The 13,128-nt window shown below is 60.9% G+C and carries 7 protein-coding genes; all 7 read left to right on the top strand.

Translation table 11 applies throughout. From position 1 onward, the window contains the following. Positions 1–42: 42 nt before the first annotated feature. The 7 genes from ACO5Z0_RS00825 to ACO5Z0_RS00855 all read left to right on the top strand — a co-directional run bounded on the left by ACO5Z0_RS00825 (position 43) and on the right by ACO5Z0_RS00855 (position 13,074). Positions 43–1,020: a DUF134 domain-containing protein gene (locus tag ACO5Z0_RS00825; RefSeq protein ID WP_485648811.1), complete on the top strand. Its 978-nt coding sequence runs from the start codon at positions 43–45 to the stop codon at positions 1,018–1,020. Between the two features lie 165 nt (positions 1,021–1,185). Then, positions 1,186–4,821 carry a dynamin family protein gene (locus ACO5Z0_RS00830; protein WP_485648812.1) on the top strand — a complete coding sequence of 1,212 codons (3,636 nt, stop codon included), beginning with the start codon at positions 1,186–1,188 and terminating at the stop codon, positions 4,819–4,821. Positions 4,822–4,978: 157 nt separating this feature from the next. Beyond that, positions 4,979–5,626 carry a vWA domain-containing protein gene (locus ACO5Z0_RS00835; RefSeq protein WP_442673974.1) on the top strand — a complete coding sequence of 216 codons (648 nt, stop codon included), beginning with the start codon at positions 4,979–4,981 and terminating at the stop codon, positions 5,624–5,626. A gap of 40 nt (positions 5,627–5,666) precedes the next feature. Continuing rightward, on the top strand, positions 5,667–7,067 hold the full coding sequence (locus tag ACO5Z0_RS00840; protein WP_485648813.1) for a protein phosphatase 2C domain-containing protein: 1,401 nt from the start codon (positions 5,667–5,669) through the stop codon (positions 7,065–7,067). Then, positions 7,060–8,526: a protein kinase domain-containing protein gene (locus ACO5Z0_RS00845; RefSeq protein ID WP_485648814.1), complete on the top strand. Its 1,467-nt coding sequence runs from the start codon at positions 7,060–7,062 to the stop codon at positions 8,524–8,526. The genes ACO5Z0_RS00840 and ACO5Z0_RS00845 overlap by 8 nt, the downstream gene beginning before the upstream one ends. A gap of 334 nt (positions 8,527–8,860) precedes the next feature. Beyond that, on the top strand, positions 8,861–11,497 hold the full coding sequence (locus tag ACO5Z0_RS00850) for a calcium-translocating P-type ATPase, PMCA-type (RefSeq protein WP_485648815.1): 2,637 nt from the start codon (positions 8,861–8,863) through the stop codon (positions 11,495–11,497). Between the two features lie 143 nt (positions 11,498–11,640). Beyond that, positions 11,641–13,074: a TerD family protein gene (locus ACO5Z0_RS00855; RefSeq protein WP_485648816.1), complete on the top strand. Its 1,434-nt coding sequence runs from the start codon at positions 11,641–11,643 to the stop codon at positions 13,072–13,074. Positions 13,075–13,128 lie beyond the last annotated feature (54 nt).

Below are 13,128 nucleotides of genomic sequence, written 5' to 3' on the forward strand. Positions count from 1 at the left end.
CGATAATGGCTTTCGAGAAAACTTTGGAAGGAGACGAGGCGCGTGCCAAGACCGACGCGGGGGCGGCGAATCTGTGTGCGCCCCGCCTATGAGCGCTTCACGCCTGCGGGATGTCCCGGCGGCGAGGCAGTCGTGCTGCTGCTTGAAGAATACGAGTGTATTCGCAGCATTGACCACGACGGGCTAAAGCAGGATGCGTGCGCCGAGCGCATGGCGATCTCACGCACGACGGTCGCCGAGATCTATGCCGCGGCACGCAGGAAGATCGCCGAGAGTCTCGTGCATGGAAGACCTCTCGTCATCGAGGGCGGTTCGTATCGGCTCTGCGATATGTCCGCGCCGTGCGGCAGGTGTTGCCCGCGTAAAGCGATGCAGCGCGAGGATGGTTTTTCATCCCCCCGCAGGAAAGGAGAAGATACAATGAGAATTGCAGTCCCCTATGAAAATGAAAAGGACACGGTGTTTCAGCACTTCGGTCATTCGCAGGCATTCAAGCTCTACGATGTCAAGGACAATGCGGTCGAGAGGTCGGAGGTCGTCGGCACAGAGGGCAGCGGTCACGGTGCGCTTTCGGAACTTTTGCAGGCGCATGAGGTCGATGTGCTGATCTGCGGCGGCATCGGCGCGGGCGCGATCGAGGCGCTCGGCGAGGCGGGCATTCGCATCTGTGCAGGCGTCAAGGGTGCAGCGGATGAGGCTGTCGCGCAGCACTTGGCGGGCACGCTCACATATACGACGGAGGCGAACTGTTCGCATCATCACCATGCAGAGGGTGAGCATCGCTGTTCCCATGCGCACGGAGGCGAGGGACATGGTCACGGTGAAGGTCACGGTGGTCATCACCACGGCGAAGGACATCCTCATGGCGCGAGCGGCGGCAGCGGACACTGCGGACGTCATCATGGCGAGGGTCACGCTCACGCACATCGTCATGGGCAAGGCGGCGCAGGCATGGGCGAAGGTCGCTGTTCGCATCGCGGCAAGGGCGGTCCTCACGGGCACGGCGGACATCAGAAATAAAATAGAGCAAGACGGCGCCTCGTCGGTGAATGAAAAATTCGCCGGCGAGGTATTTTCTTGCCGTGGCAAGGAACGGCGGTTCATGGTATGATAGGAAAAGGAAACAAGCAGCGCGAAGAAGGGCGGCTGTTTGTGTCGGAAGGGCTTTTCTCAATGGGAGGACGTATGCAAGAAGATACCGTCATGCTGAAGAACCGACTGCTTCGGCTTTACGATTACTTTTCGGGCGATGCGGATGCGGCGAGTGCGCACAAGGTGCGCCAGCTCGCCGAAAAGCTTGTGCGCGGTGAATTCGGCGTCGCTTTCTGCGGTCATTTTTCGGCGGGCAAGTCGCGCATGATCAACCGCCTTTTGGGCGCGATGCTCCTGCCGTCCAGCCCCATACCGACGAGTGCGAATCTCGTCTATGTGCGGCGCGGCGAGGAGTACGCCGAGGCGCGTTTTCGCGCGGGCAGGCCGCGCCGCTATCTCGCGCCCTACGACTATGACCTCGTGAAGTCGTTCTGCCGTGACGGCACAGCGATCGAGAGCATTGAGATATCGACGGCAGCGGCGGCTCTGCCCGAGGGCGTTGTGCTCATGGACACGCCGGGCATCGACTCGACGGATGCGGCGCATCGCTTGGCGACGGAAGAGGCGATTCATCTTGCCGATCTCATTTTCTATGTCATGGATTACAACCATGTGCAGTCGGAGGAGAGCTTTCTCTTTACGAAATCTTTGACGGAAGCGAAAAAGCGCGTCGCGCTCGTCATCAACCAGATCGACAAGCATCGCGGGGAAGAGCTTTCCTTCGAGGCGTTCGCCGCAAGCGTCAAGGATGCGTTTGCGGCATGGGGTGTGCAGCCGGAAGCGATCTTTTTCACCTCGATGAAGGACGAGGCGCACGCGCACAACGATTTTCCGAAGATGCAGAAATTTTTGCGGGAGATATTGGAAAATCGCGCAGCAGCGCTTGCCGAGTCCATCGCGCGGTCACTCGAAAAGATCTGCGCCGACGCTGTAAGCCGAGAGGAAAAGGCGGAGGAGAAGAGCATGGCAGCCGCCCGCGCGGTGCTTGAGCCGCTGTCGATGGCGGAGCGTGACGCGATCTGGGCGGGCAGCCGCGCTTTGGAGCAGGAGGCGGAGAGTCTCAAGGCGGACGGCCGCGCCGCTTTTTATGCCGGAATCAAGAAGATTCTTGCCAACGCCTACATGATGCCCTACGAGGTGCGCGAGCTGGCGCGTCTTTATCTTGAAGCGTCCGCGCCTGATTTCAAAGTGGGCTTCTTCGGGCGCGGCAAGAAAACGGCGGCGGAGCGTGCGGCGCGGCGTGAACGTCTGTGGCAGGCGCTTGTGGAGAAGGTGCGGCTGCAGGTCGATTGGCATGTCGCGACGTATCTGAAGGACTTCGCGCGCGATCATCGCATCGAAGCTGAGGCGGTCGCCGCCTTTGCCGAGGGATTCACGGCGCTGCCCGAAGACGATGTGTTGGAAAAAAGTCAAAAGGAGGGCGCAAGCACGAGCTACGACGGCAGCTATGTGCTGAACTATACCGCCGCGCTCGAAAAGGCGGTCAAGGAGTGTGCACGGTCGCGCCTTGCCGCCGTCGGCGATGATCTTTTGCGGCGCCTTCATGAGCGCAATGGCGCGCGTCTCGCCGCCATCGAGGCGGAGCTTTCGGGCATGGCTGAGGAAGTCGCGGCGCTCTTCGCCGTGCGGCAGGCAAAGAAGCGCGTTCAGGCGAAGGAAAAGATGCTGTCGGAGCTTCTGGCAAGCGAGGCGCGTGTGCCTGTGGATGGCGCGTCGCTCTTTGCGATTCCTTCGCAGGATGTCGAGATCGTGCAGGGCGACGGCACGGCGAGTGAAAAGGCGGCGCAGGATGTGCAGGCAGATGCGGCGGCGGGGCGCGAGACGGCGATGCAGGACGGCGCGGCTGTCGAAGATCCGACGGCATCTGTGCCGCCGGATGCTGCCCAAGCCGCAGGCTCTGACCTTGCGGCTTGGGCGCCGCGCCTTCGCCGCGCGGGCGCGCTTGTCGCGGACGTGCCGGGGCTTGCGCGGCTTGCCGCAGATCTCATGGCGCGCGCCGATCGGCTCGAAGGGCGGGGCTATCTCGTGACGCTCTTCGGCGCGTTCAGCGCGGGCAAGTCGTCGTTTGCGAACGCGCTTTTGGGCGAGAGCCTTTTGCCCGTATCGCCGAACCCGACGACCGCGGTCATTCAGAAGATCCTGCCTGTGACGAAAGAGCGCCCGCATGGTACGGTGCGCGTACACCTCAAAGATGAAGTCATGCTGCTCGCCGATTTGAACCGCGCCTTGCAGCCGTTTGCGCGTGAGGCGAAGAGCCTTGCCGATGCGCCTGCGCTCGTCGATGAAGTCTTGCTGCTGGCGAGCGATCTGCGCCAGCAGCAGGCGTTTTTGCGCGCTTATGACAAGGGGCGTGCGGCATTTGCAGGAAAAGCGGGCGCTGTGATTGACTGCACGCTGGCGGATTTCGCCGCTTACGCCGTCGAAGAGGACAAGGCGTGCTTCGTGGAAGAGATCGAGATTTACTCCGACTGCGAGCTGACGCAAAAGGGCATTACACTCGTCGATACGCCCGGCGCGGACTCCATCAACGCGCGTCACACCGATCTTTCCTTCCGCTTCATTCGCCAGTCCGATGCGATCCTTTTTGTCACCTATTATAACCACGCGTTCTCCCATGCCGACAGTGAATTTCTCGTACAGCTCGGACGCGTTAAGGACGCCTTTGAGATGGACAAGATGTTTTTTATCGTCAACGCCATTGACCTCGCCGAGAGCGAGGAGGACGCGAGCGATGTGCTCGCCTATGTGCGGCGGAACCTGTCGAGCTTCGGCATAGCAAAACCGCGCCTTCATGCCGTGTCGAGCCTTGCGATCCTCAAGGAAAAGCTCGCGGGCGCGTATCGCGGCACGGAGTTCGAGAGCGCGTTTCATCACTTCATCTTTCACGATCTTGCAGGTCTTGCCGTCCGTGCCGCCGAAGGCGACTATGTACGGACGAAGACGCTGCTCGACCGTCTTATCGAAGAGAGCGAGGAAAGTGCGGAAAAGAAAGCGCAGCGCCGCGAGTCGCTCGAAAAAAGTGCGGCAAGAGCGCGTGATATTCTCGCACGAGAGAAGAGTGAAGGCATCGAAAAGCGTATCGAGCAGGAGCAGGCGGAGCTTCTGTACTACGTCGCAGAGCGCGTATTTCTGCGCTATGAGGACAGGTTCCGCCTGAGCTTCAACGCCGCGACGCTCGGCAAAGAGCACGGCAAGGCGAGCTTACAAAAAGCGATGAAGGAACTTCTTGCGAGCCTTGGCTTCGATCTCGCGCAGGAGATGCGTGCGACCGCCGTGCGGCTTGAGCGCTTTCTGGCAAGATGCGGCAAGGAGATGCAGGAGACATTGGCAAAGCGGCTTGCCGAGGGCGAGCGTGATTTTTCCTTCGGCATGGAAGCGACGGAGTTTGAGATCGGGCTTTCGTTTGCTGCGGCATTCGCCGATGTCGAGCCGCAGGTTTTTGCCAAGGAGCTTGCGCTCTTTAAGAATCCGGCACAGTTCTTTGAGAAGGGCGGCAGTAAGATTATGGCGGAAGCGATCAAGGAGAAGCTGCGTCCCCTCGTCTACGCGCACATAGAAAAAGAGGGCGCACGCCTGAAGATGCGCGTGTTCGCCGGCAGCCGCACCGTATTCGATGCGGCGCTCGCCCATGTGCGAAAAGAGGCGGAAAGCTACTACGAAGGTCATCGCGCCGCCTTGGCGGGCGGACTCTCGCCGACGAAGCTGCGCGAGATACGCGCGGCGCTTTGAAATAGAAAAGGTTGCCTGAAAGAAATTTTCAGTGCTATACTTGAGGAAGTATGGATCCAATGAAGTCGCTCAGATTTGCACAGATGCGCGGCTGCATGTATTCGTGCTTTCTTAAAAATAAAAAGGATTTGCTTTAAGATCATGGGAGGTGCCATTCATGGCGGATTATGGACGCAGACTGCCGGTGTATTTGCTTTTGGATTGCTCGGGATCGATGATGGGCGAGCCGATTGAGGCGGTTCGGCAGGGGATCAAGGCGCTTTTGTCGGAGCTTCGCGGCGACCCGCAGGCGCTTGAGACGGCGTATCTTTCGGTCATCACTTTTGCAAGTCAGGTGAAGCAGACGACGAAGCTCACGGAACTCATGCTCTTCAAGGAGCCTCGCCTTGAGGCGGAGGGCTGCACGCTGATGGGCGGCGCCTTGAAGCTCCTCGCGGAATGCGTGCGCACGGAGGTGCGGAAGAATACGGAGACGCAGAAGGGCGATTGGCGGCCGCTCGTTTTCCTGCTGACGGACGGCAATCCGACCGACTTGGAGGATTTTCGGCAGGCAGCGGCGGAGATTAAATCGCTCAAGCTCGGCAACATCATCGCGTGTGCGGCGGGTGCGGATGCTGATACAAGCTATTTGAAGCAGATCACGGACAACGTGCTGATGATGAATAGTCTTTCGGCAGGCGATATGGCGAAGTTCTTCGCATGGGTCTCCGGCTCGATCAAGATGTCGTCGAAGAGTCTCGACGCAAAGCCCGGTGCGGCGATTGAGCTGCCGCCGCCGCCGAAAGGCTTTACGGTCGTTCCCTGAGCGGGATGGATGGCTGGCGTGTGGAAGGGGTGCAGACGCTTTGACGGGAAAAGAGGAAACCGCCGCTCTGGCGCAGGCGGCAGATGTGCAAAAACAGGCGCTCATGGGTACGGCGTCAGAAGAGGAAAAAAGCGGGGAAACTGCGGAAAATGCGCCTTTTGAAAAAGGCGCAGCCGCTGGGACGAGCGAAGCGGGCGATGCGCCGCCTGCCGCCGACGAGGAGCCTGCGGCTCTGAGCGATGCGGCGGTGCTGGCGCATACGGCATCGCTCTGGCAGTATCACCCTGTACCGACGGATGAGCCGGACGCTGCGCCGGAGTATATGAAAGAAGAACGCAGGCTCGGTACGGCGGACTTCATCGCGGCGCGTGTGCGCGGCAAGAAGCACAAGCACGACGGCACGAACTGCGATGACTGGTTCGCGGCAGCGGAGACCGGCGGCATCGCCATCGTCGCTGTTTCCGACGGGGCAGGCTCGAAGCGCTTCTCGCGCGTCGGTGCGCGCGCGGCGAGCGAGGCTGCCGCAGGCGCGATCTACGAGCAGCTTCGCGCCTTGGATGCAGCAGGCGCCGAACAGCGCACCGCTTTCGCGCTTCCCACAGATGATGCGGCGTTCGTTGAGGCGTGCGCGAAGCTCAGCGCGGTGCTGCACGAAGGCGTTCTCGCCGCGCGGCGTGCCGTTTTGGCGGCGTTTTACGAGCGATGCGGCAGGGCGGCGTACACGAAGCTCCTCGGCCGCGACATCGCCCTCTCCGACTTTGCCGCGACGCTCCTTGTTACCATCGTCGTGCCTGTCCCCGAGTGCGCGGAGCTTCTCATACTCTCGTGCCAAGTTGGCGACGGCATGACCTGTGCCGTCAATACGCACGCGCCCTGCGGCAGCGCCGTGAAGCTCATGGGCAAGCCCGACAGCGGCGACTTCTCGGGCGAGACGGACTTTCTGACGAGCGAAGCCATGACGGACGTCTCGAATCTGCAGCGTCGGACGCTCGTCACGCGCGGCGCTTACGATCTCGTCCTCACGATGACGGACGGCGTTGCAGACGACTACTTCAATGCGCAGGAGCTGCACCGTCTCTATCTCGATCTTATGCTCAACGGCGTTTTGCCGAATGTGCAGGACAATGAAATGTTTACGCGCGACGACATCGAATTTTTGCGCAGCCTGCCGCAGCCCGAAGCCGTCCCGTGGGTCAATGACAAGGAAACGCGCGTTGCGCTGCATTCCGCCGAGCATCTTTGCCGCGCGTTGGGAACGACGCAAGAAGCCTTGTGGCAGCGTGCGCATGTGCTGTCTCTGGCTGCTGCGGATACGAGCCTAAAGGATGTCGCTTCGCGTGCGGAGCGGCTGAAGATCTGGCTGGACAACTATTTGACGCGCGGTTCCTTCGATGACCGTACGCTTGCGCTGCTCTCGTGGGGAGATGCAGGTCATGTCTAGGATCAGAGAAGCCATCCTCGCCGACGGCAGAAGGATTCCTTACGTCGTTACGGAAAATCCGCCGCAGGGCGGCATGAAATACACATACTTTGCCCCCGACAAATCTTACGTCGTGCAGTTCTTTCTAAATCCGGACATCGTTGACGAAGCGCTCGTCGATCGGCTGACGGCGATCATCGGACGCTACAATCCGACGATTGCGGAAACGAAGGGCGGCGCGCGCGGCAATACGGTGGAAGCGGCGACATACTTCGCTGATCTTTTTTGCTGGCCGACGGCGCTCGTCGTCAAGCCGGAGTTCGGCATCGTCTGCCCCGCCTATCCGAAGAATTTCTTTTTCGGGCGCGAAGCTTCCGGTCAGATTGATCTCGCCGGCAGGGACAAGAAAGGAAATTGGTTCACGAGCCGCGTGCGCAAGTATCTGAAAAAGGACGAACTTGGCAGCTTTCAAACCATGCTGCGGCTATCCATCGCGCTCGCACGCGCCGTGCGCCGTATGCATCAAGCGGGGCTGGCGCATTCCGATCTTTCGTGCAACAACGTCCTCGTCGATCCCAAGAGCGGCAGCTGCGTCGTCATCGACATCGACTCTCTTGTCGTGCCCGGTCTGTATCCGCCCGAGGTCGCAGGGACAAAGGGCTACATCGCGCCTGAAGTGCTCGCCTCAATGGAGCTTTCTGCCAGTGATGTGCGCCGCGTCGCCCCGAGCCTGTTGACGGATCTCTTCGCGCTGCCCGTGCTTCTCTATCAATACCTGCTCAAGCGTCATCCGCTCGAAGGGCCGAAGAACTACGACCTGCCCGCCGAAGAGGCTGACTTTCTGATCTACGGAGAAAAGGCGCTCTTCGCCGAGCATCCGACCGACCGCTCCAATCGCCCCGAAGGGCTGAAGGTCACGATCCACGATTTAGGACCGTACCTTGAAAAACTCTTCCTGCGCGCTTTCGTCGATGGTCTGCACGAGCCGGAAGCGCGCCCGTCGGCGTTTGAGTGGGAGAAAGCGCTCGTCAAGACGTGGGATCTTCTGCAGCCGTGCGTAAATCCGCATTGTCCGGAGAAATTTTTTGTCCTGCACGATACGAAAGCGCCGCGCTGCCCCTTCTGCGGCGCCGCTGTGCCCGAGCGCCGCGTACTGCATGTAAAGCGTCTGCGCCGCGTGCGCGGCAAGGAAGGGCAATGGCTGCAGTCCGGACTTTTGAACATCTACGACGGTCTGCCGCTCTTTTTGTGGCACTTCATGGAAAACGTATTTCCCGATGAAAAAGCGCGGGATCGTACCGTCAAGGCGTACATATCAAGGCAAAACGGCGCATGGCATCTCGTGAACGATGCTATGGACGATTTGCGGACGCCCGAAGGAGATTTGCTCGCGAAGGGGCAGGCGATGCTTCTTCGTCCGGGTGCGCCTTTCGGCGTATGGGACAGCCCCGACGGCGTCCTGTGGGTGGGGAAGCGGTAGACGCCAATCAGCCTGCGTCCTGCGGACTTGACTTCTTGGACTTTCATTGTAAGCTTAACGCACAAACGTCCACTTCGTGGACATAGTGCGCACGCCCTTACATGAAAGGTGCCAATCAGTCTGCGCCCTACGGGCTTGACTTCTTGGACTTTCATTGTAAGCTTAACGCACAAACGTCCACTTTGTGGACATGGTGCGCACGCCCTTACATGAAAGAGCCAATCAGTCTGCGTCCTGCGGACTTGACTTCTTGGACTTTCATTGTACAATAGTATCAGCCATCTTTGTTTCTGCAGGGCGGCTTTTCGGGTAGGTATAGTTAAGGAGATCGTTTATGAAGATTCAAGGTTTGACAGATGAAGAGGTGCGCGCGTCGCGTGAGCGGCACGGTACGAACGGTATCACGGAGCAGAAAGGCGAGGGCTTCTGGGAGAAGCTCAAGGGGAGTTTTGACGATCCGATCATCAAGATTCTCTGCGTGGCGCTCGTCATCAACGTCGTCTTTGCGATCCTCGGGCAGGTCGCATGGTATGAGTCCGCGGGCATTGCGCTCGCCGTGATCCTCGCGACGACGGTCGCGACGTATTCGGAGTACCAGAACGAGAATGCGTTCCAGAAGCTGCAGGAGGAAGCGTCGCTGATTAAGTGTAAGGTCTACCGCAACGGCACGCTGACGGAGATTCCCATCGACGAGATCGTCATGGGCGATTTCGTGTTGCTGCAGACGGGCGACAAGATCCCGGCGGACGGCGTCGTTTGCGACGGCTCGATTCAGGTCGATCAGTCGGTATTGAACGGCGAGGCGAAAGAAGCGACAAAGACGTCGGCGGCAGAGGGCGATGAGGAAGCGGAGAAAAGCTCGGACTTCCTCCATCCGCACAAGGTGTTCCGCGGCTCCGTCGTCTGCGGCGGCAACGCTGTGATGCGTACGACGACGCTCGGCGACAAGACGTTCTACGGCAAGATCGCGGGCGAGCTGCAGGCGGACGAGGATCGCGACACGCCCTTGAAGGTGAAGCTCTCGAACCTCGCGCATCAGATCAGCAACTTCGGCTACATCGGCGGCGTGGCGATCGCCATCGCCTTCATGTTTCAGCGCCTCGTCATTCACAACGGCTTCGATATGGCGCGTATCATGGCGTACTGTTCGAACTGGCTCGTCGTCGCGCATGACCTCGTCGACGCCGTCATGCTCGCCGTCATCATCATCGTCGTCGCCGTGCCCGAGGGTCTGCCTTTGATGATCGCCATCGTCTCGGCGCAGAACATGGGCAAGATGCTCAAAGACAACGTGCTCGTCCGAAAGATCTCGGGCATCGAGACGGCGGGCAGCTTGAACCTCCTTTTCAGCGATAAGACGGGCACGATCACGAAGGGACAGCTCGAAGCCGTCGCTTTCGTCGACGGCGCGGGCACGCAGTATGCCGCTTACAGCGAGCTGGGCGCGGGACTTCAAAAGCTCGTGAACCTCAGCGTGCGCTACAATACGAGCGCCGTCATCAACGGCAAGGAGGCTGTCGGCGGCAATGCGACGGAGCACGCGATCTTCGGCTTCGTCGCGGCAGACAGCGCGGAGATGAACGAGAAGGTCAAGAACGCCGTACCGTTTAGCAGCAAGAACAAGTATTCCTTGTCCGAGGTCGCGGGCGAGTACAGCGTGACCTTAGCGAAGGGCGCACCCGAGAAGATCCTCGCGCTCTGCGACTCGTATTACGATGCGAACGGCGAGAAGAAGCCGCTGACGAATAGGGCGGCGATCACGGACTGTATCGACGCTCTTGCAGCGCGTGCCATCCGCGTGCTGGCGCTCGCCGTCTACGAGGGCGCGATTCCTGCGGGCGGCGCGCTTCCTGCGAGCGGCCTCGTCTTCGTCGGCGCAGTCGGCATCCGCGACGAGGTGCGTCCCGAGTCCGTCGAGGCGATCCGTCGCGTGCACAGCGCGGGCGTGCAGGTCGTCATGATCACGGGCGACCGCCAGGACACGGCGAGCGCCATTGCGAGGGAGGCGGGACTTCTCTCGCGCGATGACGATGTCGCGATGACGAGTGACGAGCTTGCCGCGCTCGACGATGCGGCGGTCAAGGAGCTTCTGCCGCGCCTTCGCGTCGTGGCGCGTGCGCTTCCGACCGACAAGAGCCGTCTCGTGCGCCTCGCGCAGGAGATGAACCTCGTCGTCGGCATGACGGGCGACGGCGTCAACGACTCGCCTGCCTTGAAGCAGGCGGACGTCGGCTTCGCTATGGGCAGCGGCACGGAAGTCGCAAAGGAGGCGAGCGACATCGTCATCCTCGACGACAACTTCAAGTCGCTCGCGCGTGCGATCCTCTACGGACGCACGATCTACAACAGCATAAGGAAGTTCATCATCTTCCAGCTGACGATCAACGTCGCCGCTGTCATGATCTCCTTTGCCGCGCCCCTTCTCGGCATGGAGACGCCGCTTTCCATCACGCAGTTCCTCTGGATCAACCTCGTCATGGATACGCTCGCGGCGCTCGCCTTTGGCGGCGAGCCGGCTCTGCGCCGTTTCATGGACGAAAAGCCCAAGCAGCGCGATGAGAGCATCATCAGTAAGTACATGGTGTCATCCATCGGCGTCGGCTCTCTTTGGTGCTTCGCCCTGAGCCTCTATTTCCTCATGAGCGGCGCGGCGCACGCCTATTTCCGCCCCGATGAGGCGAATCACTATCTGTTGACGGGCTACTTTGCGTTCTTCATCTTCATGGCGGTGTTCAATGCGTTCAACGCACGCACCGACTCGAAGAATCTCTTTGACAATATTTCGCGCAATCCGGACTTCCTGCGCGTCATGGGTCTGATCGTCGTCATCCAGGTCGCCATGACGTATCTCGGCGGCGAGATCCTGCATTGCTACGGGCTGACGCTCACGGAGTGGGCGTTCGTGCTCGGCATGGCGGTGACGATCGTGCCGATCGATCTGCTGCGCAAGATGGTCGCAGGCAAGGCGTAATTCAATATTTGCAAGGCGGCGTCGGTGGAGAGCATCGACGCCGCCGATCTGTAGGAAGCGCTGATAAAATGAGGTCGCCCAGATGTGTGAAGATGGGTGGCTGAATTTATCCGTGATTCCTATACTCTACGGGAGGGAAAAGCATGGGTATGAACATCAGCAAGGGACAGAAAGCCGATCTGACGAAGACCAATGCGGGGCTTCGAAGCGTGTTCGTCGGCATGGGCTGGCAGGCAGATGCCAAGATCGACCTTGACACGGCGGCGTTTTTGCTCGGCGCGGGGGGGAAAGTCGCGGGCGACGCAGACTTCGTATTCTATGGCAACGCGCGTCATGCGTCGGGTGCGGTCGAGCATATCGCTGCGCCTGCGGGCGGCGATATGCAGCAGGTGCGCGTCGACTTCGCCGCCGTTCCCGCTTCGGTCGAAAAAATCGCCGTGACGGCGACGATCTACGATGCGGATGCCAGGCGGCAGAATTTCTCCCAAGTCGCGGGCGCGTACATCCGCATCATGGACGCGGCGAGCGGCGCGGAGCTTCTGCGCTACGATCTCGGGCAGGGCTTCTCCGTGGAGACGGCGATCGTCGTCGGCGAGCTGTACCGCTACAAGGGCGAGTGGAAGTTCAGCGCCGTCGGCGCGGGCTTCAGCGGCGGCCTTGAGGCGCTTTGCAAAAACTTCGGCGTCGAGGTCGGCGAGGGGCAGGGAGACGCACCCGCCGCACCGCCTGCGCCGCCGACGCCACCGCCGCGTCCCGCCGCGCCGCCTGCGCCGCCTGTATCGCCCGCGCCCGCCGTGCCGCCCGCACCGCGTTCGCCGCTGAATCTCGGCAGACCGGGTGCAGAAACCGCCCCTGCGCCGCATCAGCCGCTGAACCTCGGCAGACCGGGAGCGGTGCCTGCACCGCCCGTGCCGCCTGTATCGCCCGCTGCGCCGCCCGCGCAGCCGCCGACTGCGCCGAAGAAGGTCGAGCTGAAAAAGGGCCAGAAGGTCAGCCTCGTCAAGGGCGGCGGCGGACTTGGCGAGATCGCCATCAACCTCAACTGGCATCAGCAGCCGCAGACGAAGAAGCAGGGGCTTCTCGCATCCATCTTCGGCGGCGGGGGAGGCGCGGGCGGCATCGACCTCGATCTCGGCTGCCTCTACGAGCTTCAAGACGGCGAGATCGGCTGCGTGCAGGCGCTCGGCAATGACTTCGGCAGCCTTTCGCACCGCCCCTGGATCGCGCTCGACGGCGACGACCGCACGGGCAGCAACGCGGCCGGCGAGACGCTTCGCGTCAACGGCAAGATGGCATCGAAGATCAAGCGCATCCTCGTCTACACGTTCATTTACGAGGGCGTCGCCAACTGGCAGCAGGCGGACGGCGTCGTGACTGTCAAGTGCCCGGGCAGCCCCGACATCATCGTGCGCATGGATGAGTACGGCTCGTCCCTGCGCATGTGCGCGATTGCCATGCTCGAAAACATCAACGACACCTTCAGCGTCGAGAAGCTCGTGCAGTTCTTCGGCGGACATAAGATGATGGACGCGACGTATCACTGGGGGCTTCGCTGGGAGGCGGGCAGCAAGGATTGAGCGTGTAGGATTTCGCCGCGAGCAGCCGCTTTGCTTCGACGGAAGGCGATGGGT

Source organism: Selenomonas sp., from assembly GCF_057272215.1.